The following is a 22311-nucleotide window of genomic DNA, read 5'->3' as shown; positions in this document are numbered from 1 at the left end:
GCCCGCGGGATGTCGCAGATCAAGCGCGATCCGGCGCGCCGTGGCGCGCGACCGGGCACCGGGCCGCCGTGTGCCGAACAGCTTCGCCGCACCCAAGAAAAAGGGGCTTGCGCCTTCGCGCAAGCCCCTTTGGAGAGATGGTGGCCCAGGGTCAATCACACGCCTCTATGAAAAACGACTCGGAGGCCTTCGAGTTACCCTCACAACAGAACCTGATTCAACCACCATCGGCTGATCAAACCCATCGGATATGTGCCAGCGAGGAAGTCTAGGATGCCTACTATTGCCAATCCGCTGGGTTGACCGCTTCGGCGTGACTCACACCAACGGGCCTCCACGAATCCCGGGGCGGTTCAATTGAGCTTGCAAGGACTCAGGGGAGCAGAGGTCAATGGCGAGAGACATCGCGCAAGGACTCAGCAATTTCAGTTTTCTGGCTGAGCACAGCCCGTTGCTCGCTGATCTTGGGGCAACCGCGGAGCGGCTCTATCCCTTCGATCCTGCCAGCTGCGTGCTCAAGCTACGGTTGCTGGCAGAGTCGATCACGCAGGACGTGGCGTCCCGCATCGGCATACGCCTGCTTCAGCCCACCCAGGCCGAACTGCTGCGTGCGGTGGACCAGCGCCTGGGGCTGGACGCGCAGGTGCGTCAGATGTTCAACCTACTGCGTCACCGGGGCAACGAAGCCGCGCACCAGGCCGATCACCGCATCGGCTACCGTGAAGGGCTGGAAGCACTGAAGGTGGCCCGCGAAGTGGCGCTGTGGTTCCACCGCAGCTTCGGCAGCAATCCCAACTTCAAGCCCAGTCCCTTCATCCTGCCGGACGACCCCAGCCAGCGGCTGCTCACGCTGCAGCAGCAAGTGGCCGACCTCACCCAGAACCTGCAGCAAGCCCAGACCGAGCAGGCGGCCAGAGCCCAGATGGCCGAGCTGCTGGCCGCCCAGGCGGCGCAGGAGCGCGCGCTGGCCGAACGTGCCGCCGAAGAGCGCAGCGTCTACGAAAGCCTAGCTGAAGAGGCCAGCACCCGCTACGCCGCCCTCAAGGCCGAGTTCGACGCCCACCTACAAACCGCCAACGCTGCGCAGTCCGTACCCAGCTCGCAGGACATTCAGGCCTTTGCGCAGCGCACCACCCAGGCGGCACAGAAGGTGGCGATGGACGAAGCGTCCACTCGCCTGCTCATCGATCAGATGCTCAAGGACGCCGGCTGGGAGGCCGACACCCACGAGCTCACCCATGCCAAAGGCGCACGGCCGGAGCGCAACCGCAATTTGGCGATCGCCGAATGGCCCACCGTGGGCAAACAGAGCGCCGATTACCTGCTGTTCGCCGGTCTCACCCCCATCGCCGCGGTCGAGGCCAAGCGCTTGAACGTGAATGTCGCCGGCAAGATCGGCCAGGCCGAGCGCTACGCCCGCGGCTTGCAAATCGAGCCCGAGCACGAAGCCGCCTGGCTGGCTGAAGGCCGCCAGGGCCCCTGGCCCGACGGCCAGGGAGGCGTGTTTCATCTTCCCTTCGCCTACTCGTGCAACGGCCGCCCGCTGGTCAAGCAGAGCCCTGAAGCCAGCGGCACCTGGTTCCGCGATCTGCGCCGCCAGGGCAACCTGGCCAAGCCGCTGCACAGCTTCCATTCGCCCGAGGGCCTGCTCGACCAGCTGCGCCGCAACAAGACCGAGTCCGAAGCCAAGCTGCAACAGGAAGGCTTTGCCTACCTGGGCCTGCGCGACTACCAACAAAAGGCCATCAGCGCGGTGGAAGCCGCGCTGGCCGCCGGCCAGGCCAACTGCCTGCTGGCCATGGCTACCGGTACGGGCAAGACGCGCACCATCATCGGCCTCATCTACCGCTTGCTCAAGGCCGAGCGCTTTCGACGCATCCTCTTCCTGGTGGACCGCACGGCGCTGGGCGACCAGGCCATCGACGCCTTCAACGAAGCACCGCTGGAGCAAAGCCAGCCTCTGTCCAAGATCTACAACATTGCCGAGCTGGGGGACATGGCCGCCGAGGCAGAAACCCGCGTGCAGGTGGCCACGGTGCAGGCCATGGTCAAGCGCATCTTTGGCAGCGACAACCCGCCGCCGCTGGACGCCTTCGACTGCATCATCGTGGACGAAGCCCACCGCGGCTACACGCTGGATCAGGACATGACTGAAGGCGAGCTCGTCCTGCGTGACCAGGCCCAGTACCTCTCCACCTACCGGCGCGTGCTCGACTACTTCGACGCCGTCAAGGTGGGGCTGACCGCAACCCCGGCGCGCCACACCACCGACATCTTCGGCCGACCGGTCTACACCTACTCGTACCGTGAAGCCGTGGCCGACGACTGGCTCATCGACCACGAGCCACCCATCCGCTACCAGACCCTGCTGAGCCAGCACGGCATTCACTTCGACAGCGGCCAGCAGGTCGAGGCTATCAACCTCGGCACCGGCGAAATAGAAACCGCCGAACTGGACGACGAACTGCACTTCGAGCTGGAAAGCTTCAACAAGCGCGTCATCAGCGAACCGTTCAACCGGGTCATCTGTGAACAGCTCGCGCAAGAGCTGGACCCCATGGGCGAAGAGAAGACCATGATCTTCTGCGCCACCGACGCGCATGCCGACATGGTCAAACGGCTACTGGGCGACGCCCTCAAGGCCGTGCACGGCGAGCACTACAACCAGGCCGCGGTGGAGAAGATCACTGGAGCGTCTGACAAGGTGGACCAGCTCATCCGCCGCTACAAGAACGAGCGCTTTCCCACCATCGCCATCACCGTGGACTTGCTGACCACCGGCATCGACGTGCCGCCCATCTGCCACCTGGTGTTCATGCGCCGGGTGCGCTCGCGCATCCTGTACGAACAGATGATCGGCCGCGCTACCCGGCGCTGCGACGAAATCGGCAAGACCGTCTTCAAGATCTACGACCCCGTGGATCTGTACGCGTCGCTGCAGGCAGTCAACACCATGCAGCCGCTCGTGAAGGACCCGAAGGTCACTCTGGAACAACTGTTCGACGAACTGAACAACCCCGCCGCGCACCAAGCCGCGGGCAACGCCCCCGGCCGCAGCCACGCTCACGACGTGCTTGACCAGCTCAACCAGAAGCTCATGCGAGTGCTGCGCGACGCCGCGCACAAGGCCGAGAAGAAGCCCGCCCTCAAAGAGAAGCTGGACCAGCTTGAACAGCAATGGGGCGTGCCGCCGCAGCAACTGCACCGCCACCTGCACCAGATAGGGCAAGAAGGTGGTCCCCAGGCCGCAGCCGAATTTCTGCGCCGCAACACCCGCCTGCTGCTGCAACTCGCCGAGGTCAAGCAGCTCTTGGGCACGGCCTACATGCCCGTCATCGCCACCCAGGCCGACGAACTGCGGGAACGCAGCCAAAGCTGGGGCCTGTACGCCAAGCCCGAGGACTACCTCGACAGCTTCAGCCACTTCGTACGCGAACAGATCAACCAATCGGTTGCCATGGCCACGGTGGTCAACCGCCCCAAGGACCTCACCCGCGAACAGCTCAAGGAAGTGCGCCTGTTGCTTGACGGCGCGGGCTACTCCGAAGCCAGCCTCAAGGCCGCTTGGCGCAAGCACAGCAACCAGGACATCGCTGCCGGCGTCATGGCCTACATCCGCCAAGCGGCACTGGGCGAAGCGCTGCTGCCCTTCGATCAGCGGGTGGCCCAGGCCATGCAGAAGATCTACGCCCAACACGCATGGACACCGGTGCAACGCAAATGGCTGGACCGCCTGGCCAAACAACTCACGCACGAACTGGTCATCGACCAAGCTTTCGTCAACAACGCCTTTGCCAATGATGGTGGTGCAAAGCAGTTGGACAAACTGCTGGGCGGGCAGCTTGACAGTGTGATGGGCGCGTTGGCTGCCGGTCTCTGGCCACGCGCCGCCTGACAATTCAGCGCTTGACGCTCCACAGATTCAAAGAACTCAAAAATGACTACTCAAGATATCGTCCAGAAGCTCTGGAACCTCTGCGACGTGCTGCGCGACGACGGCATCAACTACAGCGACTACGTCACCGAACTCGTCCTGCTGCTCTTCATCAAAATGGAGCACGAAAACACCGAGAGCGGCATCCTGCAAAGCCACAAGCTGCCGGCCTACGCACGCTGGCCCGAGTTGCGCGACAAGAGCGGCCTGAACCTGCTGCGCCACTACCGCGAGACCCTGCTCAAGCTCTCCGCCAGTGACGACCGGCTGATCGCCGCCATCTACGCCGACGCGCAGACCAGCCTGAAAGAGCCGCGCCACCTGGAACAGCTCGTCAAAAGTCTGGACGGCATCGACTGGTTCAGCGCCCGGCAAGACGGCCTGGGCGACTTGTACGAAGGCCTGCTGGAAAAGAACGCCAGCGAAACCAAGAGTGGCGCCGGCCAGTACTTCACGCCCCGCCCGTTGATCGACGCCATCGTCCAGGTCATCAAACCCCAGCCCGGCGAAACCGTTCAAGACCCGGCCGCTGGCACCGCTGGCTTCCTGATCGCGGCCGACCGTTACATCAAAGACCAGACCGACGACCTCTACAACCTCAGCGAAAAGGAGCGGAAGTTTCAGCGTAACCAGGCCTTCCTGGGCATGGAGCTGGTGCCCGGCACCCGCCGCCTGGCGCTGATGAACTGCCTGCTGCACGGCATGGAAGGCGACGCCGAAGGCGTGGTGCACGTGGGCAACACGCTGGGCAGCGCCGGCAGCGGCCTGCCCAAGAGCCACATCATCCTCAGCAACCCACCCTTTGGTACCGCCAAGGGCGGTGGCGGCCCCACGCGCGACGACCTGACCTTTGCCACCAGCAACAAGCAGCTCGCCTTTGTGCAGCACATCGTGCGCCACCTGCGCGACGGCGGTCGCGCCGCCGTGGTGCTGCCCGACAACGTGCTGTTTGAGGCCGGCGTGGGCGCCGACATCCGCCGCGACCTGATGGATAAGTGCCGGCTGCACACCATCCTGCGCCTGCCCACTGGCATTTTCTACGCCCAAGGCGTCAAAACCAACGTGCTGTTCTTTGAGAAGGTCAGCCAGGCCGCCACCGGCAGCACGCAGGAAGTGTGGGTGTACGACATGCGCGCCAACGCGCCCAAGTTCGGCAAACGCACCCCGCTTACCGACGCGCATTTCACTGACTTCATCGCCGCGTACGGCGACGAAGCCAACGGCAAAGCCGCGCGGCAAGACCAGGGCGAACAGGGGCGCTTTCGTCGCTTCAGTCGCGACTGGATCGCCGGCGAGAAGGGCGACAGCCTGGACATCGCCTGGCTCAAGGACGACAGCGCGGAAGACGCAGCCGACCTGCCCGAACCTGCAGTGTTGGCGCGCGAAACGGTGGAGGAACTGAACGGAGCACTGGCGGAACTGGAGGCGATCTTGGCTGAACTGGGCGAACAGCAATGAGCGACCTGCCAAAGAATTGGGAGTATGGAAAGCTCTCCCAAGCTGCCCATGTTGTACGCGGGATTACGTTTCCTGCTGGAGAAAAGCGAAACGACCTTGCCCATGGCTATGTCTGCTGTCTCAGAACGACCAATGTGCAGCAGAGGCTCGAATGGGACGATGTGTACTACGTTCCAACGAGCTACGTAAAAAGAGACGAGCAACTTGTTCGCGAAGGTGATGTGCTGATGTCCATGGCCAACAGCTATGAGCTCGTTGGCAAGGTGGCACGTGCCATCAATGTTCCGCAACCTGCAGCATTCGGGGCTTTCCTCGCTGCTGTACGTCCAACACACGCGATAGATGGCGGCTACCTATATCACTTCCTGCGTAGCAGCAATGTTCAGAGCAAGTTGCGTGAGGGTTCCAGTCAAACGACCAATATCGCCAACATTTCTGTAGGGAAGCTTTCCGAACTGACTGTTCCGCTCGCACCTTGGAATGAGCAAAAACGCATCGCCGACAAACTCGACACCGTCCTCTCCCGCGTGGACGCCGTCAACACCCGCCTGGCCCGCGTCGCCCCCATCCTCAAACGCTTCCGCCAGTCCGTCCTCGCCGCCGCCACCTCGGGGCGCCTGACAGTGGATTGGCGCAACGATTCACATCCAGATGTTGGCGATATCCCGCTCAACTGGAAAAGAACAACGTTGCGGCACTGCATCACATCCATGACGGGCGGTGCTAGCCCAAGTGTTGAACACTATGCACCTGCTGGGGTGCTCGCCCTCAACAAGGGAGATATCAAGCTGTATGGAAGGCTTGCGGAAAAGCAGGATCAGAAGCGTGTACCTAAAGAGTTTGCAGAGCTACATGGTACAAAGCTGGTACAGAAGGGCGACTTGTTGGTAACCCTCCGGGACCTCTCCAACAAGGCGGACTTCCTCGGGCTCATTGCACAGTTCATGGGTACGGAGGTTGCCTTGCCCACACAGGGTATGTATGCCCTATCTGTGGCCGACAACACCCTACCCAAGTTTCTCATGTACTTCTCAAATAGCCCCATATATAGAGAGGTGATGAAACGAGAAAAGGTTGGGGCGACCCAGGTCCATCTGAGAAATGATCAGTTCCTTGACATTCCATTAGCGCTTCCTCCTGTCAAAGAACAAGCCGAAATCGTCCGCCGCGTCGAAACCTTGTTCGCCTTCGCCGACCGCCTCGAAGCCCGCCTGCAAGCCGCTCAGACCGCCACCGAACGCCTGACTCCGGCCCTGCTGGCCAAGGCCTTCCGAGGCGAACTGGTGCCCCAAGACCCGAACGACGAACCGGCGAGTGAACTGCTGCGCCGACTGGAGCAGGAAGCACCGTCGACCAGCACAAGACGCGGACGGAAAAGCGCTGTATGAAGCTGCTCTCGATCGAGTTGTTCGGGCAATACAAAGGCCTGAGGGATCAGGCCTTTGACTTCTCATCGGTGAGGGGAGACGTGGCCGTCCTCATCGGCGCCAACGGCTCAGGCAAGTCGCAGGTGATGGAACTCATCGCTGAGGCCTTTGCCTTCCTTGAGCGGCTGCAGCGACAGGACTTCCGGGTACGTGCGCCGCTGGGGTATGACTTTCGCGTTACCTACGAGATGGCTTCGTCTCGCTACGAAGGTTTACGCCGGTTCGCCGTGGACACGCGGGATGGTCTTCGTCTTGCTGTGTATCAGCTCGTTGACCAGCCTCGCGATGGTGTTGCGCAGCCGGCCCGAGGGACATGGAGTGAGATCACGGCGGCTGGCTCATTGGAAGACTTGGCGCTACCGCGGGTCATCGGATACGCCTCTGGCATGTCCGAGAACCTTCAACGAGCCTTCATGCGCAATGCGCTTCAGTACTTTGACGTGATTCGGGTCAGGGCGAACTTGAAGAAAGAGCTTGCGCTGCCTGAAGTGGATGAAAGGGCAACGCTGGCCATCAATGAGCGCTATCTCAGGCGTAACCCGGGAATATTTGCTGCCGAAGGGGAGGATCCCGAATCGGGCCTTTTCAGGCTGCGCGAGACCGATACAGCGATCCCCAGAAACCTCTTCCTCGACTATGACTGCGCAGCGCTGCTGATCGCGTTACTCGGCATGCTCCCACATGCTGATCGTGACGAGGTTTGGGATGAAATCCCTTTCCGCCATCCAACGCGTGTGGTATTGAGATACGACCTGCGTGGGCAGGCGACTGCTTCGGACAACGCTCGCGACATCAAGCGCTTGATCGAATTGGCGGGACCGCACAGGTGTACGCCGATCTCCCCACGAACCAGCGAGCCCGAGTATGAGTTGCTGGAACTCGACTACTTGGCCGGCGACATCGAGATCGATTTCGCGGACCCGGAAGTCATCCGTAGGATGGTTGACAACTCGCGAGAGCCCGACCAGTGGTTCTCGGCCTTGTACAAGCTACAACTGCTGGGCGTCGATGAATGGTCGGGGGCCGTAAAGCGCGCGCTGCGACGCGATAGCTTCCAAGGTCATGTAGAGAAGCCGCTGAAAGGGAAGCTCCCACTGTCTGTGCAGGAGCTCTGGATGTCGGATGGCGAGCGTACCGTCGCGTTTGACGACTTGAGCGATGGAGAAGTACAGCTTCTGTTGACACTTGGCGCCGTGCGACTCTTCGGGGACGATGAGACGCTGTTTCTATACGACGAGCCCGAAACGCACCTGAACCCAAGCTGGCGCACGCGATTTCATTTGGACTTTGAAAAGGCGAATGAGGCCAACGGAAAAGCCCAGGCCATCATCTCCTCGCACTCGCCGTTTCTGGTCTCTTCGCTGCCTCGCGAAGCGGTCTTCCACTTCAGGAAGGTCGACGGTGTGACTCACATGACGAATCCGCCAGGAGAAACCTATGGCGCATCGTTTGACGTGCTGATCAAAAAGCACTTCAACCTGCACGCAACGATCTCCGAGACGGCTGTCCAAGAAATTCGTGAGCGGCTCGCAGATCGGCAATTTTCGAATCAACAGAAGTTGGACTGGCTCGAAGACTCCGTCGGCGAGTCGATGGAACGTTCGTACCTCATCAACAAGTTGCAGGCTAGCTGATGCTGTTTGCAATCAGACCGGACCTTGAGCAGTCGAAGGTTTTTGACGGGCTCAACCTATTTCTCGTGGAGAGGCTGCTGGCCGCGCTGGAAAGCCGACCAGTGGATGAAACACACCTCCCGGTCGGCTTGTGTGCTGCGATAGCGGGAAATCAGCCGACTCGTGCTGCAGTTGATGCCCTGACGGCAAAGCTGACGGCGCTTGGTCAGGGGCAAAAGCAAGCTCTCAGGGACGCGTTGGTATTGAGAACTGATCCCTGTGCTTTCCTGTCTGATCGTGACGCGCCGCTACCAGCCATACCCGAAGCGGTCTTTCCTGCCTTAAAGGCCCTTGCTGTTCACCTCTTCCAGCGCACTGCGAAGCTCAATGGCGTAGAGCAGGCATGTGGTGAGTGCATCGACGACCACTACGCGCGCTTCCGCCAGCGCGACGCGCCGGGCAATGGCAATGTGTGCTGCGTTTGCGGGACGGAATACCTTGCTCAGGTTCGGGCCGACGAGAACGACAACGAGCAGTGGCGCGGCCCGTACGACCATCTTCTGGCAAAGGATCTGTACCCACTATACGGAGTCGATCCCAAGAACTTGCTACCCATCTGCAACACCTGCAACTCCAAAGCCAAGCTGGCCAAGGATTTGGTTCTCAAGGCTGGAGTCCGTCGCCTCAGCTTTTCACCTTGGACCGAGCAAGCGTCGTTGCAAGAGATCGAGGTGGTCGTCGATGACGCGAACGAGCTGTTTCCACGCGTCGTCGTGAACCTCCGGAGCGCTGATCCTGATCGACAAGAGAAGCTTTCCACCTGGGATGACGTCTACGAGATCAAGTCTCGCGTGGAGGGCGAGTTCAAAGAGTTGGCCGCAAAGTTGGCCGAGGATGCTCACGCGCCCAACGATGCATCCTTTCTGCTGAAGCTCCGCGAGGTCCGCCTTGCCAAAGCCCAGGCAGAACGGCTGACGCCCTTCAACTACTGGCGTGCCCGTGTCTACGCGGCGGTGAGCGGCATGAATCCACGAAGCCGTGAGGCTTTGCGTCAGGCGACTACTCCTACGCCGCAAGCGATTCAGGACATGGAGGCGCTGTTCTTTCAATGAACGGTGATCGCCAGCGAGCTCCAAAGAAAAACAGCCCCATGCGGGGCTGTTGAACTTAAGGCTTGCATCTGTGAAATGAACTTGAGGATTGCTCATGGTGCAGTCCAATGCTTGAAGTCATAAAAAAGGGGCTTGCGCCTTCGCGCAAGCCCCTTTGAAGAGATGGTGGACCCGGGGGGGATCGAACCCCCGTCCGCAAGCCATTCCCGGGCAGATCTACATGCTTAGCCGCCTGATTTGGATCTCACGCTGCCGTCGCGCAGGAGCACGCTACGGTCAGCGCCAGTCACCTAGATCTCGCCGAACGCCAAGTAACCCGACGGTCGACCAGCCGATGTGCATGACGTCTCAGCCTTCACCTTGCGGATCGGACCCGGCCCATCGGCCTGCCGTTGAGACGCTCACCGGTGTTTAAGCGGCGAGGGCGAAACGTTCGTCGTTCGCAGTTGGTTTGTTTCAGCTGGATTTACGAGCTCACTGATGCTCGGCATGCCCCGCTCCAAGTCCGCACCCACGTCGAAGCCAGGTCGGGCCCAGGGGGCGGAGTGTAGGCCAGCGGCCCAGCCCGCAGGGCGGGCCGGGCCTCACTGGATGCTGAAGATCACGCGCGGGCCGCCTGCGTCGGCGGCCGCCGGGGCGGATGCTGCGGCAGCAGGCGCCGCCGCCGGCTCGACCAGGCGCGAGCGGGTCAGCAGCACGCGCTCGGCCGGCAGCTTGGCGCTGAGATAGGCCTTGACCTGGTTGCCGCGCTCGTCGGCTAGGGCGCGCAGTTGCGGCTCGGCGGTGGGCACGGCGGCGGCCAGGCGGGCTTCCATCTCCTCGGGCGGCAGGGTCTTCTGCAGGCCGATGAGGTTGCGCGGTTTGCCGGGCAGGTCGGCGGCCTTGTAGGCGACTTCCAGCCACTTCGTGCGCTCGGCGGGATCGACTTCGACGCTTTCGGGTGCGGCGCGGGTGGCGCGGGCCTTGGCGGCACGGATCTGCCGCTCGACCGCCTGCTGGCGCAGGCCCGGCACGTCCACGCCGGGATCGGCCTGGCCGGTGGCCTCCAGCCGCAGGCCCTTGCGGTCGGCCAGGGCCTGGGCGATCTTGTCGAGCCGGGCCCGGGCGGCGGCGTCGAGCTGGGCCGAACCGGGCGCAAAGCGCAGGTCGCCCAGGTCGTCGCCCCCCGGCCCGCCGCTGAAGGCCTTGGCGATCAGGCTGAAGGGCGCGGTGATGGCCTTGCCGATCAAGTTGACGATGACGCGCAGGATCACCCGGCCGACCGAGAACTGCGGATCGTCCAGGCTGCCGCGGATCGGCAGGTCGATGTCGATCACGCCGTTGCGGTCCTGCAGCAGCGAGACGGCGAGCTGGACCGGCAGCTTCAGCGCATCCGGGCTGTCGACCTTGTCGCCGAAGGTGAGCTGGTTGAGCACGATGCGGTTGCTGGCTTCGAGCTGGCCCTGCTCGATGCGGTAGCGCAGCTCGACCGACAGCGTGCCCTTCTCGATGCCGTAGCCGGCATAGCGGCCCGAATAGCTCGACAGGCGGGTCAGCTCGATGCCCTGGGCGCGGGCCGTGAGGTCGGTGGCCAGGCGCGCGCCGAGCGGGTGCACGGTGCCGTCGATGGACAGGGGGGCGCCGCTGTCGACCTTGCCGGCCAGGGCGACGGTGGCGGGCCGCGGGTCGTCCCAGGCCACGGCCGAGACCTGGCCCTGCAGCTCGGTCAGCTGGGCCGAGTAGTTGGGCTTGATGAAGTTGTCGGTGAAGTCGACACGGCCGCCGCGCAGCTCGATGGCCGTCCAGCGCAGCTCGGGCGGCGGGCCGGCCGGCGCGGCAGGGGCCGAGGCGGCGGGTGCTGGGGGCGTTGCGGGCGCTGCGGCGGCCGCACCGGCCGAGGCATCGGGCGTGGTGATCGAACGTTCGCCCTGCTCGCCTTCGCGCTTGACGATGTCGGCCAGGTTCAAGCGTGCATTGGCATTGATGATCACGCGGCCGTAGAAGTCGTCGAGCAGGATGCTGCCGAGGTCGGCCTGCAGGCGCTGCGGCGTCCAGCGGAACTGGCTGCCGCTCAGGCTGAAGCGCTTGAGGCGGACGAACTCGGCGTCGTTGAGCCGGTCCAGCGCGAGCAGGCGATCGACCGAGGCCTGGCCCTTCCAGGCCGCGCGCTCGACCGGCAGCTTGGCACTGCCGTCGAGCTGCAGCTCGCCACGCGCGCCCAGCTCGGCCCGGGCCAGCACGAGGTTCAGGTAAGGGTCGAGGTAGGGCTGCAGCACGGCCAGTTGCAGGGCCGAGAGGTCGACCTTGCTGCGCAGCTGCAGGGGCTGCGGCCGCACGGTGCCGTCGAGCTGCAGGCGCCCGGTGCCCTGGGCGCGGGTGTCGAGCTGGAAACCCAGGCTGCGCCCCAGGTCGGCCCCCAGGCCGCTGAGCTTGAGCTGCAGTCGGTCGAGCGCCACGGTGGCGGTCGGCTGCACGGCCGCATCGTCGAAGCGCAGCGCGCAATCCGTGCAGCGCAGCTCGGCCAGCTGCCAGCGCAGCGGCGGCGCCGCGGCCGCCTGGGGCGCGGGGCGGGCGGTGGCGGGCTTCGCGGCCGGCTCCGGCACCCATCCGGCCAGCCAGGGCAGCGTGGCGCTGCGGGCGCGGGTGGCGGCCAGGTTCAGACCGTCGAGTTCCAGCCGGGCGATGTCGAGCCGGGGCGCGGCAGGGCCGCCCAGGCCCTCGAGCTGAAGGCCCTCGAGCCGCAGCTCGCGCAGGCGCAGGCGGTCCTCGGCCGGTGTGACGGGGCGCAACAGGGCGCTGCGCGGCGCGGCGGCACGGGCCGGCGGGGCCGTGCGGGCGCCGGCACGGCCCGGACGCAGCGCCGGTGCGGGCGGCTCGGCCGTGGGGACCGCGGGCGAGACATCGAGCTGGGCCAGGCGCAGCTTTGCGTCCTGCACGGCCAGGACGGCGGGCCGACCGGCTTCGGCGGGGGCCTGGACGATGCGGGCCTGCAGACCCAGACGGCCCTGGGACAGCCGGACCGGCAGCGGCTGCGGCAGCAGCGGGGCCAGGGCCTGCAGCCAGGGCGCAAGGCCGAGGTCCTGCAGTTCGGCCTCCAGCTGCAGGGCGCCGCCCAGGGGCTGCAGCGTGCCGCCGAGCTGCAGGCGGGCGCCGCGGCTGTCGACGGCATGCAGGCTGAGGCGGGCCGGCGGGGCATCGGCCGCACTGCGCAGGCCCAGCAGTTCGACGGCCAGGCCCTGCAGACGCAAGGGCCCCTCCGGGTCCTGGACGGTTTCCAGGGTCTCGACCTCGGCCTGCGCGAGGGCCGCGGGCGGAGCGGCGGGTGCGCTCGCGGCAGATGCCGCCGCGGTGCCAGCCGGCGCGGCGGCGCCCAGGGCCAGCGGCGGCGGCGGCTTCAGGGCCGGCAGCTCGCCACCGAGCTGCAGCCGGCCGTCGTCAAGCCGAAGACGGTCGATCGTCCACTGCCACGGAGCACGGGGGGCGGCCGGGGCCGCTGGCGCCGCCGCTGCGTCCATCCCCGGGGCGGCCGGAAGCGGCCGCGCGAGCGCATCGCGCAGCCTGGCCAGGTCCAGGCCCAGGGCCGGACCCTGCAGGCTCAGCTCGGCCAGGCTCAGGCGCTGAGCCAGGGGCTCCAGGTCCAGGCCACGCAGGTGCAGGCGCTGCCAGTGCAGCAGGCCGCCATGGCCGGGCGCGGCGATCTGCAGGCCGTCGACCGCCAGCTCGCCCAGCACCTGCACGCGCGGCGTGGCGGCGGCCTCGGCCGGGGCCTGGAAGACGAGGTCCAGCGCGAGGTCGAGCCGACCGGCCTGCACGCTGGCCGGCAGGGGCTGCGGCAGCAGGGGCCGGGCCAGCGGCAGCAGGGCCTCGGCCCACCAGGCCAGGTCGACCTGCTGCCAGGCAAGGTGCAGGCGGGCCTCGGGCCGGGCGCCGAAGGGCAGGGCCTGGGCGCGGGCCGCGAAATCGCTGCCGTTGATGCGGGCCGAGAGCTCGGGCTGCACCTCGATGGCGACCTGGCTCGGCAGATTGGAAAGGAAGGGCAGACCGATGCGCAGGGCCTCGATGCGGTGGGTGGCGCCGCTGATCGCGTCGCGGAAGCGGACGTCGCCGTCGATCAGGCTGAGGTTGTTGAGCGCGTAGCGCAGCGGCTCGCCCGGGGGCGGCGGCGCATCGGCTGGGGTGGCCAGCTTGTCGAGCAGCGGCGCGATGTTGAGTCGGCCGTCGGCCTCGCGCGCCAGGTCGATGCGCGGGCCCTGGACCTGCAGGCGGTCGAGCACGGGCGCCAGCCGCCAGATCGACTCGCTGGACAGGTTCAGCTCGAGCGCCTCGACGGCGAGCCAGGGCTGGCCCTCGGGCCCGACTTCCAGGCCCTCCAGCCGCACGGCCAGGGCCCAGGGCGTGATGCGCAGGGCCTGCAGCCGCACCGGCGCGCCCAGGGCCTGGCTGGCCGCGTCGAGCAGCTGCGGGCGCAGCACGCGCGGCAGGATCAGGCTGGCGACCAGCGTCCAGGCCAGGGCGGCGATCGCCAGCGCGAGCAGCAGGCGGCGATGCCGCTGCAATCGGGCCCGGAGGCGAGCGGGCAAGTCATGCGGCAGGCGGAGCATGGCGGCAGGCGGTGAGGCGGGGGATGCGGCGGCGCAGTGTCGCCAGCGGTCGGGCCAGGGTCAAACCGGGATCGGCCCCGGGACGGTGCTCAGGACGGCTCGGCAGCGAGCAGGTCGAGCAGCTCGAGGGGCCGGTCGATGGCCGCTTCGGCCCCCCACGCGGCCAGGGGCGTGCCCAGGCCGAGGTAGCCGTAGGCGGCAGCGACCCCGGGCATGCCGGCGGCATGGGCGGCCTGGATGTCGCGCTCGTCGTCGCCGACGTAGACACAGTCGGCCGGCGCCAGGCCCAGGGCCGCGCTGGCGGCCAGCAGCGGCGCAGGATGGGGCTTGGGATGCGGCGTGCTGTCGCCGGCCACGAGCACGGCGCAACCCCCCAGGCCCAGGCCCTGGACCACCGGCTCGGCATAGACCATGGCCTTGTTGGTGACGATGCCCCAGCGCAGACCGCGAGCCGCCAGGGCCTGCAGCAGCTCGGCCACGCCGTCGAAGAGGCGCGAGTCGCGGGTCAGCGCGCCGGCATATTCGTCGAGAAAGGCCAGGCGCAGGGTCTCGTAGTCGGCGTCGCCGGGATGGCGGTCGAGGCCGTAACCGATCATGCCGCGCGCGCCCGACGAGGCCACCCGGGCCAGCTCGGCGATCGGCAGGGGGGGCAGGCCGGCACGGGCCCGCAGGCGGTTGAGGGCGCCGCCCAAGTCGGGGGCGGTGTCGGCCAGCGTGCCGTCCAGGTCGAAGAGCACGGCGCGCGCGGGGAAGACCGGCCGCCGGGCAGGGGCAGAGGAACTCATCGGTGCAGGACGGCGGCAGCGCTCAGGGTCGGCGGAAGGCGAGCATGTAGTTCACGCTCTGGTCCTCGCTGAGCCAGTAGCGGCGGGTCAGCGGGTTGTATTCGAGACCACAGCCGGCGACCGCATCGAGCCCGGCCTCGCGCGCATGGCGGGCGAGCTCGCTCGGGCGGATGAACTTCGCGTACTCGTGGGTGCCGCGCGGCAGCATGCGCAGCACGTACTCGGCACCGACGATCGCGAACAGGAAGGCCTTGGCGTTGCGGTTGATCGTCGACGCGATCACCCAGCCCCCCGGCTTGACCAGCTGGGCGCAGGCACGCACCGTGGACGCCGGATCGGGCACGTGCTCCAGCATCTCCATGCAGGTGACGAGGTCGAAGCTGCCGGGCTGCTCGGCCGCCAGGGCCTCTGCGGCCACCTCGCGGTAGGCCAGACCCTGCACCCCGGCTTCCATCGCATGCAGCTGCGCCACCTTCAGCGGCTTGCCCGCCAGATCGATGCCGAGCACCTGGGCCCCGCGGCGGGCCATGGACTCGGCCAAGATGCCGCCTCCGCAGCCGACGTCGACGGTGCGCTTGCCCGCAACACCGCCGACCCTCGCATCGATCCATTCGAGGCGCAGCGGGTTGATCTGATGCAGCGGGCGGAACTCGCTCTCGGGGTCCCACCAGCGGTGGGCGAGCTCGCTGAATTTCGCCAGCTCCTGGGGGTCGACATTGCTCATGGGCAGCATGCTAGCGGCTGGGATCGGCAGGCCGGCCGACACGCCGCATTACCCGCCCTCTTCGCCGGGACCAAGAAAAAACCCCGCCGGAGCGGGGTTTCGCGGTGAGCGGGGCTTGCGCCCCGGAACTCACTTGTTGCGGGTGCCGACGACCTCGATCTCGACGCGGCGGTTCTGCGCGCGGCCGGCCTTGGTCTTGTTGTCGGCGACCGGCGAGGTCTCGCCCTTGCCTTCGGTGTAGATACGGTTCTTCTCGATGCCCTTGTCGACCAGATAGGCCTTCACGGCGTCGGAGCGACGCAGCGACAGCTTCTGGTTGTAGGCGTCCGCACCGACCGAGTCGGTGTGGCCGACGGCGATGATGACTTCCAGGTTCAGGCCCTGGGTCTTGGCGACCAGATCGTCCAGCTTGGCCTTGCCTTCGGGCTTCAGCACAGCCTTGTCGAAGTCGAAGAAGGCATCGGCCGCATAGGTGACCTTCTCGCTGACCGGGGCGGGCGCCGGGGCCGGCACGACGGCGGGGGCCGGAGCGGGCGCCGGGGCCGGGGCGGGCGCAGGCTTCGGCGCGGGGGCCGGAGCCGGAGCGGGCGCAGGCGCCGGGGCCGGCACGCCATCGCAACCCTGGACGCCGGTGGCCGGGGTCCAGAAGGCATCACGCCAGCAGTGTTCGTTGGAACCGTTCTTCCAGACGGTGCCGTCGGCCGCACGCCAGTTGTCGATCGTGCCGGGGGCCGGGGTGCCGGTGGCGCAGGCGCCGAGGGCCGCCGAAACCACCACCATTGCGATCTTGTTCAGTTTGTTCATGATGCTCCTTGGGCTGTTCGCAGGCGCCGCCACGAACGTCAGAGGGTTGTGCAAGCCGGAATGAAGCCGAGCTGCAAGGCATTTCGCCTGCCGGAAAGATTCTGCCATAGGCCTTTTGCCCGGCAAGTGAGGGCTTCATGACAGCACCTGCCCAGGCTCGCATGTTGCCCTCGGGCGACAAGCGACGCACCTTACACTCGCTGGTCCAGGGCCGGGTTGGCGGCCTGCCTCCGGTGCGTCCGGAAGTCGGCGGCCCGGTGGCTTGCGCGGCGACCGCGCCCACCCTCCGGCCCCGGCGGCCGCCCCTTCGAGTCTTGCCCTTTGCTGCATGAGCGCCTTCGCCAAGGAAACCCTCCCGATCAGCCTTGAGGAGGAGATGCGCCGCTCCTACCTCGACTACGCGATGAGCGTGATCGTGGGGCGGGCCCTGCCGGACGCACGCGACGGCCTGAAGCCGGTGCACCGGCGCGTGCTGTTCGCCATGCACGAGCTCAACAACGACTGGAACCGGCCCTACAAGAAGTCCGCCCGCATCGTCGGCGACGTGATCGGTAAGTACCACCCGCACGGCGACACGGCGGTCTACGACACCATCGTGCGGATGGCGCAGGACTTCTCCCTGCGCCACATGCTGGTCGACGGCCAGGGCAACTTCGGCTCGGTCGACGGCGACAACGCGGCGGCCATGCGGTACACCGAAATCCGCCTGGCCAAGATCGCCCACGAGATGCTGGCCGACATCGACAAGGACACCGTCGACTTCGGCCCCAACTACGACGGCTCCGAGAAGGAGCCGCTGGTGCTGCCCACCCGGCTGCCCAACCTGCTGGTCAATGGCTCGGCCGGCATCGCGGTCGGCATGGCCACCAACATCCCGCCGCACAACCTCAACGAGATCGTCGATGCCTGCCTGCACCTGCTGAAGGTGCCCGAAGCGACGATCGAGGAGCTGATGGAGATCGTGCCCGCGCCCGATTTCCCCACCGCCGGGATCATCTACGGCACGAACGGCGTGCGCGAGGGCTACCGCACCGGCCGCGGCAAGGTGGTGATGCGCGCCAAGGTGCATTTCGAGGACATCGACCGCGGCCAGCGCCAGGCGATCATCGTCGACGAGATCCCCTACCAGGTGAACAAGAAGACCTTGCTCGAGCGCATCGCCGAGCTGGTCCACGAGAAGAAGATCGAGGGCATCAGCCACATCCAGGACGAGTCGGACAAGTCCGGCATGCGGGTGGTGATCGAGCTCAAGCGCGGCGAGGTGCCCGAGGTTGTGCTGAACAACCTCTACAAGCAGACCCAGCTGCAGGACAGCTTCGGCATGAACATGGTCGCGCTGATCGACGGTCAGCCGCGCCTGTGCAACCTGAAGCAGCTGCTCGACATCTTCCTGGAGCACCGCCGCGAAGTGGTGACCCGCCGCACCGTCTTCGAGTTGCGCAAGGCCCGCGAGCGCGGCCATGTGCTGGAAGGCCTGGCGGTGGCGCTGGCCAACATCGACGAGTTCATCCGCCTGATCAAGGAGTCGCCGACCCCGCCGCTGGCCAAGGCCGCGCTGATGGCCCAGGCCTGGGATTCGAGCCTGGTGCGCGAAATGCTCGCCCGCGCCGCCGACCAGGCCCCGGGCGGCCGCGAGGCCTTCCGCCCCGAGGGCCTGCCCGCCGCCTTCGGCCTGCAGGCCGACGGGCTCTACCGCCTGTCCGAGGACCAGGCCGGCGAGATCCTGCAGATGCGCCTGCAGCGCCTGACCGGCCTGGAGCAAGACAAGATCGTCGGCGAGTACAAGGAGGTCATGGCCCAGATCGCCGACCTGCTCGACATCCTCGCCCGCCCGGAGCGGGTCACGACGATCATCGGCGACGAACTGATCGCGCTGCGCCAGGAATTCGGCCAGACCAAGGTCGGCGCCCGCCGCAGCGTGATCGAGCACAACGTGCAGGAGCTCGGCACCGAGGACCTGATCACGCCGACCGACATGGTCGTCACGCTCAGCCACACCGGCTACATCAAGAGCCAGCCCCTGGCCGAGTACCGCGCCCAGAAGCGTGGCGGCCGCGGCAAGCAGGCTGCGCAGACGAAGGAAGACGACTGGATCGACCAGCTCTTCATCGCCAACACGCACGACTGGATCCTGGCCTTCTCGGACCGCGGCCGTGTCTATTGGCTGAAGGTCTGGGAGGTGCCGCAGGGCGGCCGAGCCAGCCGCGGCAAGCCCATCGTGAACATGTTCCCGCTGCAGCCCGGCGAGAAGATCACCGTCGTGCTGCCGCTGACCGGCGCCTTCCGCAGCTTCCCGGCGGACCACTACATCTTCATGGGCACCGCGTTGGGCACGGTCAAGAAGACCGCGCTGGACGAGTTCAGCAACCCGCGCAAGGCCGGCATCATCGCCGTGGACCTGGACGAGGGCGACCACCTCATCGGCGCAGCCCTGACCGACGGCCAGCATGATGTGATGCTCTTCAGCGACGGCGGCAAGGCCGTGCGCTTCGACGAAGGCGATGTGCGGCCCATGGGCCGCACCGCCCGCGGCGTGCGCGGCATGGCGCTGGAGCCGGGCCAGACCGTGATCGCCATGCTGGTGGCCGAAGACGAGACGCAGAGCGTGCTGACGGCCACCGAGAACGGTTTCGGCAAGCGCACCAGCATCGTCGAGTACACCCGCCATGGCCGCGGCACCAAGGGCATGATCGCCATCCAGCAGAGCGAGCGCAACGGCAAGGTCGTGGCGGCCACCCTGGTCCGTGCGCATGACGAGATCATGCTGATCACCGACACCGGCGTGCTGGTGCGCACGCGGGTCGGCGAGATCCGCGAGCTCGGCCGCGCGACCCAGGGCGTGACCCTGATCGCGCTCGATGCGGGGGCCAAGCTCAGCGGCCTGCAGCGCATCGTCGAGAACGACGCCCAGGACGGCGGCGCCCCCGAGGGCGAGGCCGGCGGCGGTGACCCCTCTTCCCCCTCCGGAGACTCGGCATGAACCGCCCTGCCCTCTCGCTGCGCCCGCTTGCCCTGAGCCTGGGCCTGATGCTGCTCGCCCAGCCGGCCCTGTCGGCCAGCCGTGAGAACGCGCAGAAGCTGCTGGCCATCCAGCAGAGCACGCTGGACGCGGTGGCGCGGGGCTTGGTCGAGAACCCGGTGCGGCAGCTGCTCAGCTCGGCGGAGACGGTGCTGCGCGCGCGCGTGCCGGCCGACAAGCGCGAGGCCGCGGCCCGGCAGATCCAGGATGCGGCGCGCAAGTACATGGACGACACGCTGCCGGTGGCCCGCCGCCGCGCCGCCGACCTCGCGCAGCAGCTGCTGCTGCCGCAGATCGAGCAGAAGTTCAGCGACGAGGAGATCCGCCAGATCGTGGTCTTCTACGAATCGCCGGTCGCCAAGAAGATGCAGACCGTGCTGCCGGACATCAACAAGGTGCTTGCCGAGCGGCTGCTGAGCGACATGCGCGGCGAGCTGCAGGAGCGCATCAAGCTGCTCGACCAGCAGATGAGTGCCGCGCTGGGGCTGAACCTCAGCCCGCCGGCCAGCGCACCCAAGCCCTGAGCCCCCGACGGGCCCCTGCCGCCGGGCCGGTGGCGCCCCTCCGACCGAGTCGACCCATCCCTTCGCGATGAACGCTCCCCTCACCTCGCAGGCTGCCTTGGCCGCCAACGCACTTGCCCCGCGGCGCATCTTCAACTTCTCGCCCGGCCCCTCGACCATGCCCCAGGTCGTGCTGGAGCAGGCCGCCGCCGAGATGCTGGACTACCGGGGCAGCGGCGTGAGCGTGCTGGAGATGAGCCACCGCAGCGCCGCCTTTGAAGGCATCCTGGCCGCAGCCGAGGCCGACCTGCGGGAGCTGCTGGCCATCCCGGCCCATTTCAAGGTGCTGTTCATGCAGGGTGGCGCGATCGGCCAGAACGCGATCGTGCCGCTGAACCTGGTGGCGCGGCGCCCGGCCCGCAAGATCGACGTGGTGCTCACCGGCGAATGGAGCCGCAAGAGCTGGACCGAGGCGCAGCGCTACGGCGACGTGGCCCTGGCCGCCAGCACCCTGGACAGCGGCCACACCCACATGCCGCCCGCCGCCGGCTGGACGCTGCGGCCGGACGCGAGCTATGTGCACGTGTGCAGCAACGAGACCGTGCATGGCGTCGAGCTGCACGAGCTGCCGGACCTGCGCGCGCTCGGCAGCGAAGCCCCGCTGGTGATCGATGCCTCGTCGAACATCGCCTCGCGGCCGATCGACTGGACCCGGGCCGCCCTGGTCTTCGCCGGTGCGCAGAAGAACCTCGGCCCCTCGGGCATCACCGTCGTCATCGTCCGCGATGACCTCATCGGCCAGGCCCTGCCGATCTGCCCCAGCGTGTTCGACTACCGGGTGACGGCCGAGCAGCGCTCGATGTTCAACACCCCGCCGACCTACCCGATCTACCTGCTGGGCCTGATGCTGCAGTGGCTGAAGGGCGAGGGCGGCGTGGCTGCCATCGAGCGGCGCAACCTCGCCAAGTCGGGCCGGCTGTACGCAGCCATCGACGGCTCGGGCGGCTTCTACCGCAACCCGGTCGCGGTGGCCGACCGCTCGCGCATGAATGTGCCCTTCTTCCTGCCCAGCACGGCCCTGACCGATCGCTTCGTGGCCGAGGCCGAAGCCGCCGGTCTGAGCGCACTGCGCGGCCACAAGGTGGTCGGCGGCCTGCGCGCCTCCATCTACAACGCCATGCCGGAAGCCGGGGTCGAGGCCCTGGTCGCCTTCATGCAGGATTTCCAGCGCCGCCATGGCTGACACCCCGACGCCGGCCAACCCGGCCCTGCTGGCCCTGCGCGACCAGATCGATGCGGTCGACCGCGAGCTGCTGGCCCTGCTGAACCGCCGCGCGACGCTGGCCGGCGAGGTCGGCGAGCTGAAGAAGCGCGAAGGCTCGGTCGTCTTCCGCCCCGAGCGCGAAGCCCAGGTCATCGACGGCCTGAAAGCCTGCAACCCCGGACCGCTGAAGAACGACAGCGTCGCGCCGATCTGGCGCGAGATCATGAGCGCCTGCCGTGCGCTGGAGACGCCCACCCGCGTGGCCTACCTCGGCCCGGCCGGCACCTTCAGCGAGCAGGCGGCGCTGGGCTACTTCGGCAGCTCGATCGCGCGGGTCGACTGCACCAGCATCGACGAGGTCTTCCGCAGCACGACGGCCGGCGCCGCCGACTTCGGCGTGGTGCCGGTCGAGAACTCCACCGAAGGCGTGGTCGCCCGTTCGCTCGACCTCTTCCTGACCACGCCGCTCTTCATCATCGGCGAGACCAGCCTCTTCGTCCGCCACAACCTGCTGCGGCGCGAGAACAGCCTGCAGGCCATCGAGGCGGTCTGCGCCCATCCGCAGGCCCTGGCGCAGTGCCATGGCTGGCTGTCCAACCACCTGCCGGGCGTGGAGCGCCGGCCGGTGGCCAGCAATGCCGAGGGGGCCCGCCTGGCCGCGGCCGATCCGCGTCTGGCCGCCATCGCCAGCGAGCGCGCGGCCAGCGAGTGGGGCCTGCACATCACCGCGCCGGCCATCCAGGACGATCCGAACAACCGCACCCGCTTCGTCATCGTCACCCACCCGGACCGCCACCCGGCGCCGCGGGCCTCGGGCCACGACTGCACCAGCCTGGTCGTCTCGGTGACGAACCGGCCCGGTGCCGTGCACGACATGCTGGTGCCGCTGAAGCAGCATGGCGTGTCCATGTCGCGCTTCGAGTCGCGCCCGGCACGCACGGCCGACCAGTGGGCCTACTACTTCTACATCGACCTCCAGGGTCACCCCGACCAGCCCGAAGTGGCCCAGGCCCTGCGCGACCTGCGCGGCGTCTGCGACTACTACAAGCTGCTCGGCACCTATCCGCTCGACGTGCACTGAACCGGCC

Annotated in this window: 13 protein-coding genes and 1 other RNA gene; 9 read left to right on the top strand and 5 right to left on the bottom strand. The window is 67.0% G+C overall.

From position 1 onward, the window contains the following. The first annotated feature begins 391 nt into the window (after nt 1-391). The 5 genes from hsdR to H4F90_RS01400 are packed head-to-tail and all read left to right on the top strand — an operon-like array spanning nt 392 to nt 9544. On the top strand, nt 392-3895 hold the full coding sequence (hsdR, locus tag H4F90_RS01420) for a type I restriction-modification system endonuclease (protein ID WP_182660767.1): 3504 nt from the start codon (nt 392-394) through the stop codon (nt 3893-3895). A 42-nt stretch (nt 3896-3937) separates the two neighbouring features. After that, nucleotides 3938-5392, top strand: a complete 1455-nt coding sequence (locus H4F90_RS01415) for a class I SAM-dependent DNA methyltransferase (RefSeq protein ID WP_182660765.1) — start codon at nt 3938-3940, stop codon at nt 5390-5392. Continuing rightward, complete coding sequence (locus tag H4F90_RS01410) at nt 5389-6780, top strand: restriction endonuclease subunit S (protein ID WP_182660763.1); 1392 nt, start codon at nt 5389-5391, stop codon at nt 6778-6780. The genes H4F90_RS01415 and H4F90_RS01410 overlap by 4 nt, the downstream gene beginning before the upstream one ends. Next, nucleotides 6777-8453: an AAA family ATPase gene (locus H4F90_RS01405; protein ID WP_182660761.1), complete on the top strand. Its 1677-nt coding sequence runs from the start codon at nt 6777-6779 to the stop codon at nt 8451-8453. The genes H4F90_RS01410 and H4F90_RS01405 overlap by 4 nt, the downstream gene beginning before the upstream one ends. After that, on the top strand, nt 8453-9544 hold the full coding sequence (locus tag H4F90_RS01400) for a hypothetical protein (RefSeq protein ID WP_182660759.1): 1092 nt from the start codon (nt 8453-8455) through the stop codon (nt 9542-9544). The genes H4F90_RS01405 and H4F90_RS01400 overlap by 1 nt, the downstream gene beginning before the upstream one ends. A 163-nt stretch (nt 9545-9707) precedes the next feature. Here the strand turns inward: H4F90_RS01400 and ssrA are convergent. The 5 genes from ssrA to ompA form a co-directional block, all read right to left on the bottom strand. After that, nucleotides 9708-10079: a transfer-messenger RNA gene (gene ssrA, locus H4F90_RS01395) on the bottom strand. Nucleotides 10080-10128: 49 nt separating this feature from the next. Then, nucleotides 10129-14103, bottom strand: a complete 3975-nt coding sequence (locus H4F90_RS01390; protein WP_182660756.1) for a DUF748 domain-containing protein — start codon at nt 14101-14103, stop codon at nt 10129-10131. A 110-nt stretch (nt 14104-14213) separates the two neighbouring features. Beyond that, the gene (locus tag H4F90_RS01385; RefSeq protein WP_182660754.1) at nt 14214-14909 is read right to left on the bottom strand and encodes an HAD family hydrolase; all 696 of its coding nucleotides are present in this window, start codon (nt 14907-14909) and stop codon (nt 14214-14216) included. A gap of 22 nt (nt 14910-14931) precedes the next feature. Then, the gene (ubiG, locus tag H4F90_RS01380; protein ID WP_407926150.1) at nt 14932-15633 is read right to left on the bottom strand and encodes a bifunctional 2-polyprenyl-6-hydroxyphenol methylase/3-demethylubiquinol 3-O-methyltransferase UbiG; all 702 of its coding nucleotides are present in this window, start codon (nt 15631-15633) and stop codon (nt 14932-14934) included. A gap of 129 nt (nt 15634-15762) precedes the next feature. Then, nucleotides 15763-16437 (bottom strand): outer membrane protein OmpA, encoded by a 675-nt coding sequence (gene ompA / locus H4F90_RS01375; protein ID WP_182660749.1) that lies wholly within the window; start codon nt 16435-16437, stop codon nt 15763-15765. Nucleotides 16438-16765: 328 nt separating this feature from the next. Here ompA and gyrA point away from each other — a divergent pair, with 328 nt between their 5' ends. The 4 genes from gyrA (at nt 16766) to pheA (ending at nt 22304) form a co-directional block, all read left to right on the top strand. Continuing rightward, nucleotides 16766-19417 carry a DNA gyrase subunit A gene (gyrA, locus tag H4F90_RS01370; RefSeq protein ID WP_182660747.1) on the top strand — a complete coding sequence of 884 codons (2652 nt, stop codon included), beginning with the start codon at nt 16766-16768 and terminating at the stop codon, nt 19415-19417. Beyond that, nucleotides 19414-19980 carry a DUF2059 domain-containing protein gene (locus H4F90_RS01365; protein WP_182660745.1) on the top strand — a complete coding sequence of 189 codons (567 nt, stop codon included), beginning with the start codon at nt 19414-19416 and terminating at the stop codon, nt 19978-19980. Before gyrA ends, H4F90_RS01365 begins: the two co-directional genes overlap by 4 nt. A 67-nt stretch (nt 19981-20047) precedes the next feature. Further along, nucleotides 20048-21202: a 3-phosphoserine/phosphohydroxythreonine transaminase gene (serC, locus tag H4F90_RS01360; RefSeq protein ID WP_182660743.1), complete on the top strand. Its 1155-nt coding sequence runs from the start codon at nt 20048-20050 to the stop codon at nt 21200-21202. Then, entirely contained in the window at nt 21195-22304 is a 1110-nt protein-coding gene (gene pheA, locus H4F90_RS01355) for a prephenate dehydratase (RefSeq protein ID WP_182660741.1), read from the top strand. The genes serC and pheA overlap by 8 nt, the downstream gene beginning before the upstream one ends. The last annotated feature ends 7 nt before the right edge of the window (nt 22305-22311 follow it).

It is taken from the genome of Aquariibacter albus, assembly GCF_014145335.1.
In the GTDB taxonomy this organism is placed as follows: Bacteria; Pseudomonadota; Gammaproteobacteria; order Burkholderiales; family Burkholderiaceae_C; genus Aquariibacter; species Aquariibacter albus.
Note: the sequence above shows the minus strand (reverse complement) of the source record. Positions and strands in the feature narration are given on the sequence as shown.

Bases quoted from the DNA above. Each gene is read 5' to 3' on its own strand.
- pheA (WP_182660741.1), top strand. From the start codon at position 21,195: ATGGCTGACACCCCGACGCCGGCCAACCCGGCCCTGCTGGCCCTGCGC.
- serC (WP_182660743.1), top strand. From the start codon at position 20,048: ATGAACGCTCCCCTCACCTCGCAGGCTGCCTTGGCCGCCAACGCACTT.
- H4F90_RS01400 (WP_182660759.1), top strand. From the start codon at position 8,453: ATGCTGTTTGCAATCAGACCGGACCTTGAGCAGTCGAAGGTTTTTGAC.
- H4F90_RS01415 (WP_182660765.1), top strand. From the start codon at position 3,938: ATGACTACTCAAGATATCGTCCAGAAGCTCTGGAACCTCTGCGACGTG.
- H4F90_RS01385 (WP_182660754.1), bottom strand. From the start codon at position 14,909: ATGAGTTCCTCTGCCCCTGCCCGGCGGCCGGTCTTCCCCGCGCGCGCC.
- H4F90_RS01410 (WP_182660763.1), top strand. From the start codon at position 5,389: ATGAGCGACCTGCCAAAGAATTGGGAGTATGGAAAGCTCTCCCAAGCT.
- gyrA (WP_182660747.1), top strand. From the start codon at position 16,766: ATGAGCGCCTTCGCCAAGGAAACCCTCCCGATCAGCCTTGAGGAGGAG.
- ubiG (WP_407926150.1), bottom strand. From the start codon at position 15,633: ATGAGCAATGTCGACCCCCAGGAGCTGGCGAAATTCAGCGAGCTCGCC.
- hsdR (WP_182660767.1), top strand. From the start codon at position 392: ATGGCGAGAGACATCGCGCAAGGACTCAGCAATTTCAGTTTTCTGGCT.
- H4F90_RS01405 (WP_182660761.1), top strand. From the start codon at position 6,777: ATGAAGCTGCTCTCGATCGAGTTGTTCGGGCAATACAAAGGCCTGAGG.
- H4F90_RS01365 (WP_182660745.1), top strand. From the start codon at position 19,414: ATGAACCGCCCTGCCCTCTCGCTGCGCCCGCTTGCCCTGAGCCTGGGC.
- ompA (WP_182660749.1), bottom strand. From the start codon at position 16,437: ATGAACAAACTGAACAAGATCGCAATGGTGGTGGTTTCGGCGGCCCTC.